Source organism: Paraburkholderia phenazinium (assembly GCF_900142845.1).
In the GTDB taxonomy this organism is placed as follows: Bacteria; Pseudomonadota; Gammaproteobacteria; order Burkholderiales; family Burkholderiaceae; genus Paraburkholderia; species Paraburkholderia phenazinium_A.
In genome coordinates this window covers 2403789-2420481 of sequence record NZ_FSRU01000002.1, presented here as the reverse complement: position 1 = coordinate 2420481, position 16693 = coordinate 2403789, and the positions used below count along the sequence as shown (strand labels likewise).

General features: G+C 64.2%; 13 protein-coding genes. 6 read left to right on the top strand and 7 right to left on the bottom strand.

Annotated features, from left to right (window positions below; translation table 11 throughout):
* The first annotated feature begins 243 nt into the window (after positions 1-243).
* On the top strand, positions 244-1947 hold the full coding sequence (locus BUS12_RS27805; protein WP_074300585.1) for a multicopper oxidase family protein: 1704 nt from the start codon (positions 244-246) through the stop codon (positions 1945-1947).
* A 129-nt stretch (positions 1948-2076) separates the two neighbouring features.
* On the opposite strand, the gene cspD is transcribed toward BUS12_RS27805, so the two are convergent.
* On the bottom strand, positions 2077-2283 hold the full coding sequence (cspD, locus tag BUS12_RS27800; RefSeq protein ID WP_017776809.1) for a cold shock domain-containing protein CspD: 207 nt from the start codon (positions 2281-2283) through the stop codon (positions 2077-2079).
* 653 nt (positions 2284-2936) lie between these two features.
* Between cspD and clpS the strand changes: the two genes are divergently transcribed.
* Positions 2937-3251 (top strand): ATP-dependent Clp protease adapter ClpS, encoded by a 315-nt coding sequence (clpS, locus tag BUS12_RS27790; protein ID WP_074300583.1) that lies wholly within the window; start codon positions 2937-2939, stop codon positions 3249-3251.
* Complete coding sequence (gene clpA, locus BUS12_RS27785; RefSeq protein WP_074300582.1) at positions 3248-5545, top strand: ATP-dependent Clp protease ATP-binding subunit ClpA; 2298 nt, start codon at positions 3248-3250, stop codon at positions 5543-5545. Before clpS ends, clpA begins: the two co-directional genes overlap by 4 nt.
* 137 nt (positions 5546-5682) lie before the next feature.
* On the opposite strand, the gene dut is transcribed toward clpA, so the two are convergent.
* The 6 genes from dut to BUS12_RS27755 form a co-directional block, all read right to left on the bottom strand.
* Positions 5683-6129, bottom strand: a complete 447-nt coding sequence (dut, locus tag BUS12_RS27780; RefSeq protein ID WP_074300581.1) for a dUTP diphosphatase — start codon at positions 6127-6129, stop codon at positions 5683-5685.
* A gap of 47 nt (positions 6130-6176) precedes the next feature.
* The gene (locus tag BUS12_RS27775) at positions 6177-7178 is read right to left on the bottom strand and encodes an LLM class flavin-dependent oxidoreductase (RefSeq protein WP_074300580.1); all 1002 of its coding nucleotides are present in this window, start codon (positions 7176-7178) and stop codon (positions 6177-6179) included.
* Between the two features lie 62 nt (positions 7179-7240).
* A complete protein-coding gene (coaBC, locus tag BUS12_RS27770; protein ID WP_074300579.1) occupies positions 7241-8455 on the bottom strand; it encodes a bifunctional phosphopantothenoylcysteine decarboxylase/phosphopantothenate--cysteine ligase CoaBC in 1215 nt (404 codons plus the stop codon).
* A gap of 62 nt (positions 8456-8517) precedes the next feature.
* Positions 8518-9018 (bottom strand): signal peptidase II, encoded by a 501-nt coding sequence (lspA, locus tag BUS12_RS27765; RefSeq protein WP_074300578.1) that lies wholly within the window; start codon positions 9016-9018, stop codon positions 8518-8520.
* A complete protein-coding gene (gene ileS / locus BUS12_RS27760; RefSeq protein WP_074301744.1) occupies positions 9018-11855 on the bottom strand; it encodes an isoleucine--tRNA ligase in 2838 nt (945 codons plus the stop codon). Before ileS ends, lspA begins: the two co-directional genes overlap by 1 nt.
* Positions 11856-12029: 174 nt before the next feature.
* Entirely contained in the window at positions 12030-13025 is a 996-nt protein-coding gene (locus BUS12_RS27755) for a bifunctional riboflavin kinase/FAD synthetase (protein ID WP_074300577.1), read from the bottom strand.
* A 206-nt stretch (positions 13026-13231) separates the two neighbouring features.
* On the opposite strand from BUS12_RS27755, the gene purN reads away from it, so the two are divergent.
* The 3 genes from purN (at position 13232) to BUS12_RS27740 (ending at position 16571) form a co-directional block, all read left to right on the top strand.
* A complete protein-coding gene (purN, locus tag BUS12_RS27750; RefSeq protein ID WP_074300576.1) occupies positions 13232-13897 on the top strand; it encodes a phosphoribosylglycinamide formyltransferase in 666 nt (221 codons plus the stop codon).
* Positions 13894-15153, top strand: coding sequence for an RsmB/NOP family class I SAM-dependent RNA methyltransferase (locus BUS12_RS27745; protein WP_074300575.1), 1260 nt, complete (start codon positions 13894-13896; stop codon positions 15151-15153). The genes purN and BUS12_RS27745 overlap by 4 nt, the downstream gene beginning before the upstream one ends.
* Positions 15154-15218: 65 nt before the next feature.
* On the top strand, positions 15219-16571 hold the full coding sequence (locus BUS12_RS27740) for a mechanosensitive ion channel family protein (protein WP_074300574.1): 1353 nt from the start codon (positions 15219-15221) through the stop codon (positions 16569-16571).
* The last annotated feature ends 122 nt before the right edge of the window (positions 16572-16693 follow it).

Genomic DNA, 16693 nt, shown 5'->3' with positions numbered 1-16693 from the left:
GCGCGTTTCGAACCGCGTTCACTCGACACCACGCTTCCTCCGCCGTTTGCCGAGCCACGGCGTGACGGCGTGACCCACGCTCCTCCTGTACCGCCGCCCATCGGCTGATCGTTTCCGGCATCGTCTGTCCATGATCATGTACAGACGACGCTTGCTGACCCGTATGGCCCGCCATGCGGGCCCGGAACGATGGCGCGCCTTGAGCAGGCTGCTCTGCGCGTGCTCCAACAGAGGAAACGATCGATGATTCGCAGGGAATTTCTCGTCCGCGCGCTGAGTGTCGCCGCGGCGTCGCTGTTTGGACGTCATGCGCTTGCGCAAGACGCGGCGCATGGGATGCACGACATGTCGGGCATGCAAGGCATGTCCGATATGCCGGGGATGCCCGGCATGGCGCAAGGCCGCACACCGGGCGCCGCGGCGCTGGCCGCGCCCGACGCGTTGCCGTCCGGCGCGCCGCTTGCCGCATTGCGCACGCTGGTCAACGAAAGCCGTGAGGCGGGCGTGTTCCGGGCCACGCTGGTCGCGCAACCGGCGCAACATACGCTCATGCCCGGCCACCCGACGACCTTCTGGCAGTACGGACAGGCCGGCGACCATCCGGACACCGCGGCCATGCAAGGCCAGGTTGTCGGACCGCTGATCGATGTGCGCGAGGGTGACACGGTTGAAATCCGCTTCGTGAACCGCTTGCCACAAGCGTCGACGATCCATTGGCACGGTTTGCCGGTGCCGCCGGACCAGGACGGCAATCCGTCGGACCCGGTCGCGCCGGGCGCCTCGCGCATCTACCGCTTCACACTGCCGCCGGGCAGCGCCGGCACTTACTGGTATCACCCTCATCCGCATATGATGTCGGCCGAACAGGTGTTTCGCGGACTCGCGGGGCCGATCGTGGTCCGCGCGGCCGTCGATCCGCTCGCCGGCTGGCCCGAGCGCCATCTGTTCTTCTCCGATCTGAAGCTCGCGAGCGACGGCACGATTGCGCCGAACGACATGATGGACTGGATGAACGGCCGCGAAGGGCAGTTCGTGCTGGTCAACGGCGCGCGGCGTCCGCTCATCGTGATGGCGGCGGACGAACGCTGGCGCGTATGGAATGCCTGCAATGCCCGCTATCTGAGATTGTCGCTAGGGAAGGGGCGCACCTTTGCGCAAGTGGGGACGGACGGTGGCCTGCTGCAGCAGGCGCGCGAAGGCCTGACCGAGCTGTTGCTGGCGCCCGGCGAGCGTGCAGAGTTGATTGTCCGGAGCGTCGGGGGGACGCGCGAGCCCGAAGGACAGCCGCAATCCGGCGAATCTGCGCAGCCAGACCGGTCCGCGACGTCTGCCCAGTCTGCGCGCGCAATCCTGAGCGCCGAGGTCTACGACCGCCGCAAGATGGCCATGTCGCACGGCAGCCTGCCGCCCGATTCCGCCCACCCGCTTGCCGACGTGCAGTTCGAACCGCGCACGCCAAACGCGCCCGGTCGCGCGGTAGCCATTCCCACGACGCTGCGTGAGATATCCCCACTCGGAGCGCCCGTCAGCCAAAAATCCGTGGTGTTTTCGGAGCGGATGGACATGGCCGCGATGCACCGTCCCGGCGCATCCCGCAACGGCATGCCTGCCGGCATGACCTTCATGATCAACGGCGCGAGCTTCGATCCCCGGCGCATCACGCTGACCAGCCGCCGCGGCGAGGTCGAACGCTGGTCGATTGAAAACCGCACGGATATGGATCACCCGTTCCATCTGCACGGCACGCAATTTCAGATACTCGAGCGCGAACAGGAGGGTGTCGTGACACCTGAGCCTTATCTGGCGTGGCGCGATACCGTCAACGTGCAACCGGGTGAAACGGTGCGCATCGCTACGATGCAGAACCAGGCGGGCGAGCGGATGTTCCACTGCCACATCCTCGAACACGAGGACCTCGGCATGATGGGCATGCTTAAAGTGATCTGACGGCGCGCCCAACCCGACCCGCGGATGGCCCGCGCGCAACGCCGGCAACGCGGGCCGCGCAAAACGCGTCCCCAGAATGAAGAAACCCGGCACGAAGCCGGGTTTCCAGGGTACGGGTATCGAACAGATTCAGGCAGCGGCCTGGATGTTCGATGCCTGCTTGCCTTTGGGGCCTTGCACGACCTCAAAGCTGACCTTTTGACCTTCCTTCAGGGTTTTGAACCCATTCATCTGGATGGCCGAAAAGTGTGCAAACAGATCCTCACCGCCTTCGTCGGGCGTAATGAATCCGAAACCTTTCGCGTCATTGAACCATTTGACCGTACCAGTTGCCATACCTACTTCCCCTGTAACTCATGACACCACCACGAGCCCTCGAAAAGCTTAACGGCCGCAGTCTGCAGCCGCTCCCTCCTCACAAGCTCACCATCGGCATTTTTTCGAATTTGTGGCTGACTGAAAAAAGTGCCAGCTTGATTGTTGAGGCTCTTTATTCGAGTGTCAAGAAAATTTTGAGACGCCTCCAACGGCGTTGCAAACATCCCATTTCCAGGGTTTTTACCGCTTTTCTTATGTGCGGTGGCGCAAGCGTCCCGTCTTGAAAAGTCGCATAATCGACTCACATGCTGTTCTGCGGGTCGGTGCTCCCGCAAGTCTTACCGTATCAGGATCAGGTGGCGCGCGAGCGCCCCGGACCTGTCTCTTCGCGCGAGGCCCCTCGGGGCCAGCAAACTTGGGGCAGCCCGGCGTTTTGCGGGAGGCTGCCGCGCACACGTTCAGCTTGCTGCGGCAGGTTGTGCGATACTCGATCCAAGTGCACTGCAACAGCAGAAGCAACGAAATTCCAGGAGGGCCGGCTCCGCAATCGGCTCCGTGCAAGGCGCACGCGTGACAGGCAGTGCCGTCATGTGGAGGCGAATGGGAACGCCGGCCAGCCGGTCGGGTTTTGACAGGATTGCGGGCCTGTGCGAGTTGTTTAGAATGGGTGTATGGCAATTATCCCGGACAAGCAGGACGGCACCGTACTGGAGCGGCAGGAAAAAAAGCTGAAACCGCCCTCCATGTATAAGGTGGTGCTGTTGAACGACGACTTCACGCCAATGGAATTTGTCGTGATGATCGTGCAGGAATACTTCAATAAAGATCGTGAAACCGCAACGCAGATTATGCTGAAGGTGCATCGCGAAGGCAGGGGAGTTTGTGGGGTCTATACGCGGGACATCGCGTCGACCAAAGTCGAGCAAGTCGTTACCCACGCACGGCAGGCCGGGCATCCGCTGCAGTGTGTGATGGAGGAAGCATGATTGCCCAGGAACTGGAAGTCAGCTTGCACATGGCGTTCATGGAAGCACGCCAGGCGCGGCACGAGTTCATTACGGTCGAACATCTTTTACTGGCCCTGTTGGACAATCCGACGGCGGCAGAGGTGTTACGCGCCTGCGCGGCCAACATCGAGGATCTGCGCCAGAACCTGCGCAACTTCATTCATGACAACACGCCAACCGTGCCTGGCACGGACGACGTCGACACGCAGCCCACGCTGGGTTTCCAGCGCGTGATCCAGCGTGCCATCATGCATGTGCAGTCCACCTCGAACGGCAAGAAGGAAGTGACCGGCGCGAACGTGCTGGTGGCGATCTTCGGCGAAAAGGATTCGCACGCGGTCTACTACCTGCAACAGCAGGGTGTGACGCGTCTGGACGTGGTGAATTTCATCTCGCACGGCATTGCCAAGACCAGCAGCACCGACGCCGCCAAGGCGAGCGATGCCAACGCCGAGTCTGACGAAGCGGCCGCGCAGAAAGAAACGCCGCTCGCCCAATTCACGCAGAACCTGAACCAGATGGCGAAAGACGGCCGCATCGATCCGCTGATCGGTCGCGAGTCGGAAGTCGAGCGCGTGGTGCAGGTGCTGTGCCGCCGGCGCAAGAACAATCCGCTACTGGTCGGTGAGGCCGGCGTCGGCAAGACGGCGATCGCCGAAGGGCTCGCCTGGCGCATTACGCGCGGCGAAGTGCCGGATATTCTGGCCGACGCCCAGGTGTACTCGCTCGACATGGGCGCGTTGCTGGCCGGCACGAAGTATCGCGGCGATTTCGAGCAACGCCTGAAGACGGTCCTCAAGGAATTGAAGGAACGTCCGCATGCCATCCTGTTCATCGACGAAATTCATACGCTGATCGGCGCAGGCGCGGCCTCGGGCGGTACGCTGGACGCGTCGAATCTGCTGAAGCCGGCGTTGTCGTCGGGCACGCTCAAGTGCATCGGCGCGACGACGTTCACCGAATACCGCGGCATCTTCGAAAAAGATGCGGCCCTGTCACGCCGCTTCCAGAAAGTGGATGTGACCGAGCCGACCGTCGAACAGACGGTGGCGATCCTGCGCGGCCTGAAGTCGCGCTTCGAAGAGCATCACGGCGTGAAGTACTCGTCGGGTGCGCTGTCGGCGGCTGCTGAGCTGTCGGCACGCTTCATCACGGATCGTCATCTGCCGGACAAGGCCATCGACGTGATCGACGAAGCCGGCGCGGCACAACGCATCCTGCCGAAGTCGAAGCAGAAGAAGACCATCGGCAAGGGCGAGATTGAGGAAATCATCTCGAAGATCGCGCGTGTCCCGCCGCAAAGCGTGTCGCAAGACGATCGCAGCAAGCTGCAGACGCTGGACCGCGACCTGAAGAGCGTGGTGTTCGGGCAAGACCCGGCCATCGACGCGCTGTCGGCCGCGATCAAGATGGCGCGCGCAGGCCTCGGCAAGCTGGACAAGCCGATCGGCGCGTTCCTGTTCTCCGGTCCGACGGGTGTCGGCAAGACCGAAGTGGCGAAGCAACTGGCGTTCACGCTGGGTATCGAGCTGATCCGCTTTGACATGTCCGAGTACATGGAGCGTCATGCGGTGAGCCGTTTGATCGGCGCGCCGCCGGGCTATGTCGGTTTCGATCAGGGCGGTCTGCTGACCGAAGCCGTGACGAAGAAGCCGCATTGCGTGCTGCTGCTCGATGAAATCGAAAAGGCGCATCCAGACATCTACAACGTGCTGCTGCAGGTGATGGACCACGGCACGCTGACGGACAACAACGGTCGCAAGGCAGATTTCCGCAACGTCATCATCATCATGACGACGAACGCGGGTGCCGAGGCAATGGGCAAGTCGGTGATCGGCTTCACGACGCGCCGCGAAACCGGCGACGAAATGGTCGACATCAAGCGCATGTTCACGCCGGAGTTCCGTAACCGTCTGGACGCAACCATCAGCTTCCGCTCGCTCGATGAGGAAATCATCATGCGTGTGGTCGACAAGTTCCTGATGCAGCTCGAAGACCAGTTGCACGAGAAGAAGGTGGACGCGCTCTTCACCGACGCGCTGCGCAAGCATCTCGCCAAGCACGGTTTCGATCCGCTGATGGGCGCGCGTCCGATGCAGCGTCTGATCCAGGACACGATCCGTCGTGCACTGGCGGACGAACTGCTGTTCGGCAAGCTGATGAGCGGCGGCCGTGTGACAGTCGACGTGGATGCGGAAGACAAGGTGCAGCTCACGTTCGACGAGCAACCGGCGCCGCGTAATCCGAATCCGGAAGCGATCGAAGTCGAATAAGCGCTTAGCGCTACGTAGCTAGCAAAGCAAAACGGCGCGGGCCTAAAAGCCCGCGCCGTTTTTTTATGCGCGTCAGTCAGATAGGCGCGGTGTCAACTGTACCGCCTCTGCCAGGTACGAGCGCTTTAGAAAAAACCTCAGTGCTTGCCGGTACTCCCGAACCCACCCGCGCCACGCTCGCTGGTTTCGAAATCGTCGACGATGTTGAATTCGGCCTGCACCACCGGCACGATCACGAGTTGCGCCAGCCGCTCCATCGGATTCAGCGTGAACGTGGTCTGTCCGCGATTCCATGTTGAGATCATCAGTTGCCCCTGGTAATCCGAGTCGATCAGCCCCACCAGATTACCGAGCACGATACCGTGCTTATGTCCCAGCCCCGAGCGCGGCAGGATCAGCGCTGCATATCCCGAATCGCCCACGTGAATTGCCAGACCCGTCGGCACCAGCGCCGTTTCGCCGGGTTGCAGCGTCAGCGGTTCGTCGAGGCACGCGCGCAGATCGAGGCCCGCGCTACCGGTCGTGGCGTATGCCGGGAGTTGGTCGCGCATGCGCGCGTCGAGAATCTTCAGGTCGAGTTTCATGCAGTTCGAATCAATGGGTGGGAAGAGGGGAAAGGCTCAGCGTTGCTTTAGCGTCCGAGCTGGAACGCGTCGGCAAGAAGTTCGTACGAACGCAGCCGCGCGCGGTAACTGCCCGCTACGGTCAGCACCACCAGCTCGTCGGCCTGGAACTGCGCCTGCAGGTCGAGCATGCGCTCGGTCACCTGCTCCGGCGTGCCGATGATGCTGCGTGGCTTCTCGCGGTCGATCACCAGCTTTTCGCGTTCGCCGTACTCCTGGGCAAGGCCTTGTTCGATGTTGGGAATCGGTGCGTTCAGACCATAGGCCATCTGCACGCGGCGCAGATCGACGGCTTTTTCCAGATCGGCCGCTTCCTGTTCGGTGTCGGCGCAGATCACGAATACAGCGGCGGCCAGATAGGGCTGCGCTTCGTTACCGGCCTTGAAGCGCTCGCGATACGCGTGCGCCACCTGATGGCCGAAATGCGCGTTGATGAAATGCGCGAACGCGAAGCGAATGCCGAGTTGCGCGGCGAGCAGTCCACCGAATTCGCTCGAACCCAGCACCCATAACTGCGGGCGAGTCTCGACCTGCGGCTGCAGCAGCACACCCTGTGCGACGTGATCGGCCGGCAGCGTGCCCTTCATCAGCCCGACCAGATCGGCGACCTGCTGCGGGAAGATGTCGCCACGGTTGTAGTCGCCGGCGGCGACGGCCTGTGCCGTGCGCATATCGCCGCCAGGCGCGCGGCCGACGCCGAGGTCGATGCGATTGGGAAACAGCGCTTCGAGCATCATGAACTGCTCGGCGACCTTGAACGGGCTGTAGTACGGCAGCATCACGCCGCCGGAGCCGAGGCGAATCCGTTGCGTGACGCTGCCAAGGCGCGCCAGCATCACCTCGGGGCAGGGGTTCGACACGCCGCGCAGCCCGTGATGCTCGGCGCACCAGTAGCGCGTGTAGCCGAGATCGTCGGCGAGCTGCGCGAGTTCAACGGTGGCGGCGATCGCGTCCGCCACTGAGTGCCCGTCGATCACGGGCGTTTGATCGAGCACGGATAGTAGCGTCATGACAGTACTGCTCCAGTGTGACTCAAGGTTCCGGCAAAGAGGACTGCTCAGTTGCCCGAGCGTTACCGGATCAGGCTCGTATCGGGCAGCCGCTTCGCGATTTCGGCAATCAATGCGCTCGCGAGCGCCTGCTTGTCCGCGCGCGGCAGCTTCGTCGCGGCGCCGGCCTCGAACAGGACCACTTCGTTGTCGTCGAGGCCGAAGGTCAATGGGCCCAGATTGCCGATCAGCAGCGGCACATTCTTGCGCACGCGCTTTTCTTCGCCGTGGACTTCCAGGTCGCCGCTTTCCGCCGCAAAACCGACGCAGAAAGGCGGGTGAGGCAGCTTCGCCACTGCGGCAAGGATGTCCGGATTTTCGACGAAGCTGAACGTGGGCATGGCACGCTCAGCGGTCTTCTTGATCTTGTGTTCGCTGACATGATCGACGCGCCAGTCGGCGACCGCCGCCACGCCGATAAAGATGTCGTAGTCGGGCACGGCGCGCATCACCGCATCGTGCATCTGCTGCGCGGTTTGCACGTCCTCGCGGATCACGCCCCACGGTGTTTCGAGCGCGACCGGACCGGCTACCAGATGCACGTCGGCGCCGGCCTGCTGGGCCGCGCGCGCCAGCGCGAAACCCATCTTGCCGCTCGAGCGGTTGGTGATGCCGCGCACCGGATCCAGCGGTTCGAAGGTGGGGCCGGCGGTCAGCAGCACGCGGCGGCCGGCGAGAATCTTCGGCTGGAAGAACGAAGCGATCGCCTCGTAGGTGGCGGCGGCTTCGAGCATCCGGCCATCGCCCACTTCACCGCAGGCTTGCGGACCGGAATCCGGCCCGAGCACTTCAACGCCGTCCGCGCGCAGTTGCGCGACGTTGCGCTGTGTGGCCGGGTTTTGCCACATCTGACGGTTCATCGCCGGCACGACCAGCAGCGGACAATCGCGTGCGACGCACAGCGTCGACAGCAGGTCGTCGGCCATGCCATGTGCCAGTTTGGCGAGGAAATCGGTCGAAGCCGGCGCAATCACGATCGCATCCGCTTCACGCGACAGGTCGATGTGCGCCATGTTGTTCGGCACGCGCCCGTCCCACTGGCTGCTGTAGACCGGACGGCCCGATAGCGCCTGCATGGTGACCGGCGTGATGAATTGCGTCGCCGCTTCGGTCATGACGACCTGCACGGTTGCGCCTGCCTTGGTCAGCAGGCGCGTGAGTTCGGCGATCTTGTAGCAGGCAATCCCGCCCGAGAGGCCGAGGACGAGATGTTTTCCTGCGAGTTCTGCGGTTGCCAACGCAAGCCTCCGAGACAAAGCATGATGGCCGGCCAGGCGCGCCGGCCCCGAAACTCGCGGCGTTAGCGCGAGCCGCGCACGCGCCGCAATTCGTCGAGCACGAGCAGTATCGCGCCGATCGTAATCGCGCTGTCGGCGAGGTTGAACGCCGGCCAGTGCCAGCTGCCCACGTGGAAATCGAGGAAGTCGATCACGTGGCCATAAGCCAGCCGGTCGATCACGTTACCGAGCGCCCCGCCGAGAATCAGCGCCAGGGCGGTGCAGAACAGCTTCTGCCCGCCGTGACGCTTGAGCAGGTAGCAAATCACCAGCGCCGCGACCACGCCAAGGCCCGTGAAGGCCCAGCGCTGCCAACCACCCGCCATGGCGAGGAAGCTGAAGGCGGCGCCGCGGTTGTACACCAGAATGAGGTTGAAAAACGGCGCGACCGCATGCGGGACGCCGTAGGCAAACACCTTCTGGATAGCGATTTTCGTGAGCTGATCAAACAGGATGACGATCAGCGCCACGCCAAGCCACGGTGCCAGCGAACCGCTGGCGGGTTTCGACAGGGTTCTTGCCATTATGCCGCGCTCCTCGTTTCGCCGCTTCCGAACAGGTTGCTGAAGCACCGGCCGCACAGCGTGGGGTGCTCAGCGTTCTCGCCGACGTCCGCGCGGTAGTGCCAGCAGCGTTCGCACTTCAGATACTTCGAGGCGCTCACTTCGACGCCTTCGTCCGCTTCGCTCGCCACCTTCACGACCGTCGCCGAGGACGTGATCAGCACGAACTTCAGATCCGCGCCGAGGCTCGCCAGCGCGTCATGACGCGCGCCGCTCGCGCGGATTTCGACTTCCGCCTGCAGCGACGAGCCGATCAGGTTCGCGACGCGCGCTTCTTCCAGCGCCTTGGTGACGTCGCTGCGCACCGCGCGCAGCAGCGTCCACTTGTCGAGCAGCGCGGCGGCATCCGCGACTTCCGGATAGGCGTGATACGTCTCCGTGAAGATGGTTTCGCTGTTCGGCTGGAACACCTTCCACGCTTCTTCCGCGGTGAACGACAGGAACGGCGCCATGATGCGCAGCAGGCCGTGGGCGATGTGATACAGCGCGGTCTGTGCGGCGCGGCGGGCGACGGAATCGGCCGCCGTGGTGTACAGGCGGTCCTTCAGCACGTCGAGGTAGAAACCGCCGAGGTCTTCCGAGCAGAACGTCTGCAGCTTGGCCACGACCGGGTGGAACTCGTACTTGTCGTAGTGCGCGAGGATGTCCGTCTGCAGATTGGCCGACAGCGCCACCGCATAACGGTCGATCTCGAGCCAGTCTTCTTCCGGACGCGCGTGTTTCTCGAAGTCGAAGTCCGACAGATTCGCGAGCAGGAAGCGCAGCGTATTGCGGATGCGGCGGTAGCCTTCCGTCACGCGCTTCAGGATTTCCTCGGAGATAGCCAGCTCGCCCGAGTAGTCGGTCGAAGCGATCCACAGGCGGATGATTTCCGCGCCGAGACGGTTCGCCACTTCCTCTGGATCGATGCCGTTGCCAAGCGACTTGCTCATCTTGCGGCCTTCGCCGTCGACGGTGAAGCCGTGCGTCAGCAGCGCGTTGTACGGCGGCCGGCCGTCGAGCATCGACGCCGTCAGGAGCGACGAATGGAACCAGCCGCGGTGCTGGTCCGAGCCTTCCAGATACAGGTCGGCCGGGAACTGCAGCTCGTCCTTGTGCGAGCCGCGCAGCACGTGCCAATGCGTCGTGCCGGAATCGAACCACACGTCGAGCGTGTCGCGGTTCTTTTCGTACATGTTGGCGTCGTCGCCGAGCAGTTCGCGCGGATCGAGCGTTTGCCACGCTTCGATGCCGGCCTTCTCGACGCGTTGCGCGACTTCTTCGAGCAGCGCCAGCGTGCGCGGATGCAGCTCGCCGGTTTCCTTGTGCACGAAGAAGGCCATCGGCACGCCCCATTGGCGTTGGCGCGACAGCGTCCAGTCAGGACGGTTGGCGATCATGCTGAACAGACGCTGCTTGCCCCACGACGGATAGAACGCCGTGTTCTCGATACCTTCCAGAGCGGTTTCGCGCAGCGTCTTGTCGGTGTCGTTCGGCTTCACGTCCATGCCGGCGAACCACTGCGAGGTGGCGCGGTAGATGATCGGCGTCTTGTGGCGCCAGCAGTGCATGTAGCTGTGCGTGTACTTTTCCGTGCGCAGCAGCGAGCCGGCCGCTTCAAGCGCTTCGACGATCTTCGGATTGGCCGCCCAGATGGACAGGCCGCCGAACAGCGCGAGCGATTCGATATAACGGCCGTCGCCCATCACCGGACTGACGATGTCCGAATCGGCCATGCCGTGCGCCTTGCACGACACGAAGTCTTCCACGCCATAGGCGGGCGACGAGTGCACGATGCCGGTGCCGGTTTCCGTCGTCACGTAGTCGCCGAGATAGACCGGCGCCGTGCGCTTGTAGCTCGGATGTGCCGAAGCGAGCGGGTGATGGAAACGCAGGTTGGCGAGCTTGGCGCCCGCGGTGGTGGCGACGACGCTGCCTTCGAGGCCGTATTGCCTGAGGCACGCTTCGACACGCTCTTGCGCGAGGATCAGCAGGCCGCGCGGCGTTTCCACCAGCGCGTAGACGATCTCCGGGTGGACGTTCAGCGCCTGGTTGGCGGGGATCGTCCACGGCGTCGTGGTCCAGATCACGATGCCGCCTTCGCTGCTCGGCAACGCCGCGAGGCCGAATGCTTGCGCGGTCTTTTCCGGCTCGGCGAAGGCGAACAGCACGTCGATGGTCGGATCGGTCTTGTCCTTGTACTCGACTTCCGCCTCAGCCAGCGCCGAGCCGCAGTCGAAACACCAGTTCACCGGCTTCAGGCCGCGGAACACGTAGCCCTTTTCGATGATCTTCGCGAGCGCCCGGATTTCGCCGGCTTCGTTCGTGAAGTTCATGGTCTTGTACGGGTTGTCCCACTCTCCGAGTACGCCCAGACGGCGGAAGCCGACCTTCTGCTTCTCGATCTGCTCGGTGGCGTAGGCGCGCGCTTTCTGCATGACCTCGGCGGCCGGCAGCGACTTGCCGAACTGCTTTTCGATCTGGATTTCGATCGGCATGCCGTGGCAGTCCCAGCCCGGCACGTAGGCCGCGTCGAAGCCCGCCATGTTGCGCGACTTGACGACCATGTCCTTGAGGATCTTGTTCACTGCGTGGCCGAGGTGGATGTCGCCGTTCGCATACGGCGGGCCGTCGTGCAGGATGAACTTCTTGCGGCCCTTGGAGGCGGCGCGGATCGTTTCGTAGACCTTGCGCTCCTGCCATTCCTTGACCCATTGCGGCTCGCGTTTGGGCAGGTCGCCACGCATCGGGAACGGCGTGTCGAGCAGGTTGACCGGGTATCGGGACTGCGGTTTCGAATCGGCTTTCTTGTTGCTCATGGTGTGGTCGCGGTGAATTCTTTCGATGCGCACTAAAGGCGCAATATGCGCACGATGCGCGGGGCGTTGCGCGCCCGGCAGGCATGTCGCGTGATCCACGGACGCCCTTCGATGCGCGCGGCGGAGGGTACGTGCGACGCTTGATGCTGACAGCGCCGGCACGTACCGCGGCGGCTATCTAATTCGGTCGGTGGCTGAAGTGGCAAAGCCGGTGGAGCGGCTGCCCGGCGTACCGGTGCCCACCGCCGCGAACCACGCACGCGCGTTGGCGACGTCGCGCGCGATGGCGGCGGTCAGCGTTTCGAGGTCGACGTACTTCTCCTCGTCACGCAGCTTCTTCAGAAATTCGACGCGTACGAGTTTGCCATACGCGTCGCCGTGCCAGTCGAGCAGGTGTACCTCGAGCAGCACGCGGCCGGAGTCGTCGACGGTGGGGCGCAAGCCGAGGCTGGCGACGCCCGGCAACGGCTCCGCTGCGATGCCGTGCACGCGGACCACGAAAATCCCCGCCAGCGCCGGGCGCTTGTGGGCGATCGGCAGGTTCAGCGTGGGAAAGCCGAGGTCGCGGCCCAGCTTCATGCCGTGGACGACGTGGCCGCTGATCAGGTAATCGCGGCCCAGCGCGGCGCGCGCCGAGTCGAGGTCGCCGGCAATCAGGGCCGCGCGCACGCCGGAGCTGGAGATGCGCGCACCGGACGGATCCGCGACGGTGGCCATCTGTTCGACTTCGAAACCGTGCTGCAGGCCGGCGGCCTTGAGCGATTCGAAATCGCCCGCGCGCTTCGAGCCATAGCGGAAGTCGTCGCCGATCATCACCCAGCGCGCGTGCAAGCCGTTGACGATGATCCGCTCGACGAACGCATCCGGCGACTGGCTGGCGAAGGTGTGGTTGAAATGCTCGACCACCACCCGGTCGACGCCATTGGTGCGCAGCGCCTCGAGCTTGTCGCGCAGCATGGCGATCCGCGGCGGGGCGCCGGCCGGATTGAAGAATTCACGCGGGTGCGGCTCGAAGGTCATCACGCAAACGGGCAGGCCGCGGGCGTCGGCGGCGGCCCGCACATGGGCGAGCAAAGCCTGATGGCCGCGGTGGACACCGTCGAAGTTGCCGATGGTCAGTGCGCAGGGCGCACGGCTCTCGGCATTGGGAAGACCGCGGAAGACTCTCACAATAGCGTGTTGGGCGACGTTGTGTGTGGGGACGGCGTGTAACGGCGACGTGTGACGGCATCCATAACGGTAACGTATCATGCCGGGCCGCAAGGGCGGCCGGCAGGGACGGACCGGACTCCGCAAAACACACGATTATAAACGCTCAAAGCAAGCCACGGCGGCGCAGCGCCGTTCCGGCGGTCCCCGAATGATAAAATCCGCGGATGAAAAAACTTGTCATCCTGATTTCCGGGCGGGGCAGCAACATGGAAGCCATCGTTCGCGCCTGTTCGCGCGAAGGCTGGCCGGCGCAAGTCGCCGCCGTGATTGCCAACCGTCCAGACGCTGCGGGCCTTGAGTTCGCCGCGTCGCACGGCATTGCCACGGCGGTGGTCGACCACCGCCAGTTTCCCGACCGCGAGACCTTCGACGCGGCCCTGGCACGCGAAATCGACGCTTTCGCGCCCGATCTGGTTGCGCTTGCCGGCTTCATGCGGGTGCTGACGCCCGGCTTCGTCGACCGCTACGCGGGCCGCATGCTGAACGTTCATCCGTCGCTGCTGCCGAGCTTTACGGGCCTCAAGACGCACCAGCAGGCGCTCGACGCCGGCGTGCGGCTGCACGGCGCGTCGGTCCATTTTGTTACGTCCGAACTGGATCATGGGCCTATCGTGCTGCAATCCGCCGTGCCGGTGCTGCAGGGCGACGACGCCGCGGCGCTGGCCGGGCGCGTGCTCGAGACCGAACACACGATTTACCCCCGCGCGGTGCGCTGGTTCGTCGAAGGGCGCCTTGCGCTCGACGGACTGCGCGTCACGCTCACGCCGCCGGAGCCGCAATGGCTCTTTGCCGACATCAATAGCAACAAGATCGCCGGAGAGGGCGTATGAGACTGCATGGATTTCTGATTGGACAAACTGAAACGCTGCTCGCGGACGTGCTGAAGCTGGCCGGCCCCGCCGACGCCGCCACCAGCCGTTTTTTCCGCGCCCACCCGAAGCTCGGGCACGGCGAGCGCGGCGTCATCGCCGAAGCGGTGTTCGCGGTGTTGCGGCGGCGGATGGAGTTCGCCCATCTGGCCGAAAGCGGCACCGGCAGCCCGGCGCGCCGCATGGCCTTGCTGGGCCTGATGCAGACGGCGGGGCGCTCGGCCCTGAAGCCGTTCGTCTCCGACAGCGAGTCCAACTGGCTTGAACACGTCGCGAAGATCGACCCGGAGAGCCTGCCGCTGCGGATTCGCATGAACCTGCCGGACTGGATCTATCAGGCGCTCTCCAAGCGTTTCGAAGCCGACGAACTGGCGCAGCTCGCCGCCGCGCTGAACTATCCGGCGCCGCTCGACCTGCGCGCCAATCCGATCAAGGCAAGCCGCGACGACGTGCTCGGCGCGCTGTCGAAGGCCGGCATCGAGGCCGGCGCCACGCCGTTTGCGCCGTTCGGCGTGCGGGTGGTCGGCAAGCCGCCGCTCACCAAGCTCGACGCGTTCCAGAACGGCTGGGTCGAAGTGCAGGATGAAGGCAGCCAGTTGCTGTGCACGCTGGTGGCGCCCAAGCGCGGCGAAATGATCGTCGATTTCTGCGCCGGCGCGGGCGGCAAGACGCTCGCGCTGGGCGCGATGATGCGCTCCTCGGGCCGTCTGTATGCGTTCGACATCTCCGAGCGGCGCCTCGCCAAGCTCAAGCCGCGCCTCGCGCGCAGCGGGCTGTCGAACGTCAACCCGGTGCTGATCGACAGCGAGCATGACGCCAAGATCAAGCGTCTGGCGGGCAAGATCGACCGCGTGCTGGTGGATGCGCCGTGCAGCGGTCTCGGCACGCTGCGGCGCAATCCTGATCTGAAATGGCGCCAGTCGCCGGAATCCATCGCCGAACTGGCGCCCAAGCAGTTGTCCATCCTGACGAGCGCCGCGCGCCTCGTGAAGGTGGGCGGCCGGCTCGTCTACGCGACCTGCAGCATTCTGGAAGCCGAAAACGAAACCATCGTCGAGCAGTTCCTCGCCAATCACCCCGGCTTTGCCGTGGTGCCGGCGGGCGAAGTGCTGGCCGAGCAGCGTGTCGAGCTGGAGATGGGCGACTACCTGTCGCTGTGGCCGCACCGCCACGCCACCGACGGCTTCTTCGCTGCCGTGCTGGAGCGCCGCTCCTAAGCGGCCTGGGCGCGCCCGGCCGTTGCGCAAACGAGTCGCGGCGTGCCGGACGCACCTACCCCACCATGCAGAATCGGATCTTCTCTCACCTGTTCGGCGACGTCGGCCACGACTTCGGTCAGCCGGTGATGCTTTGGCAGGTCGGCTTGCTGCTCGGCACGCTCCTGCTCGCGTGGGGGCTTGCCTGGCTGCTGCGCCGCACGCTCGACCTGCGCCGGCAGACGCGCTATCAGGCGCTGCGCTTCGGCGCGGAAAGCCTGAACCGCGCGTTCTTTCCGCTGATCGGCGCGGCGCTGGTCTGGCTCGCGCAGGCGGTCGCCTCGCCCTTCATGCATACGGCGCTGCTCGACCTGGCGCTGGTGCCGCTGTTCGGCATCGGGCTGATCTATGTGATGTTCTTCTTCGCCCGGCGCGTCTTCGGCAGCGACGGCGAAGCCCATACGCTGCTGTTTTTCGTCGAAAAGGTCGTCTCGCTGATCGTCTGGGTCGGCATGGTGCTGACCGTGATGGGCATTCAGGACGACGTCCTCGACTGGATGGCCAGCGTGCGCTTTCGTGTGGCCAATGCGCACATGACGCTGCTGTCCCTGTCGACGGGGCTGCTGTGGGTCTGCGTGACGATGGTGGTGGCGATGTGGCTCGGCTCGGCGTTCGAGGAGCGGCTGATGCGCGCCCGCACGCTCGATGCGAACCTGAAAGTGGTGGTGGCGCGGGTCGGCCGCGCGTCGTTCATGCTGGCGGCGGTGCTGATCAGCCTGTCGCTGGTGGGCATCGACATTACGGTGCTGGGGGTGTTCGGCGGCGCGCTGGGGGTGGGGCTTGGCTTCGGCTTGCAGAAGATCGCCAGCAATTACGTGTCGGGCTTCATCATCCTGATCGACCGTTCGCTGCGGATCGGCGACACCATCAATACCGGCGGCCTGCAGGGCATGGTCACGCAGATCCGCACGCGCTACACGGTGGTGCGCGGACTGGACGGCATCGAAACGCTGATTCCAAACGAAAAGCTGATCACCGATGTCGTGCAGAACCAGTCGTCCTATCTGACTCGCGGGTACGCGAAGATCGCCGTTCAGGTGGCGTACACGTCGGATGTGGACGAGGCCATGGCGCTGCTTGCCGAGGCTGCGCACGGCGTCGACCGGGTGCTGCTGGATCCCGCCCCGACGCCTTATCTGGTCGGATTCGGCCCGGACGGCATCAACCTGGAACTGGGTTTCTGGATCGAGGACGCGGCAACCGGCACCTCCAGCGTGCGCTCGGCGATCAACCGCAATATCTGGCGTCTGTTCGGCGAGCACGGCATTTCGATTCCCTACGCGCAACGCGAGCTGCGGATTGTCGGCGCGGGCGACATTCTGTCGCGACCGGTAAATCTGACCGGAGACGCAGCCAACGAGCCCGGCAGCGCCGCCTGAGGCGGCTGTGCGGCCTTGCAAGGCCGCCAAAAATACCGCATCAGCGTGTTTGCCCTGGTTGATGCGCTACAAAAAATCCCCAATTGTTACAAACACTTGGAACGGTTCGCGTAGAATAACGT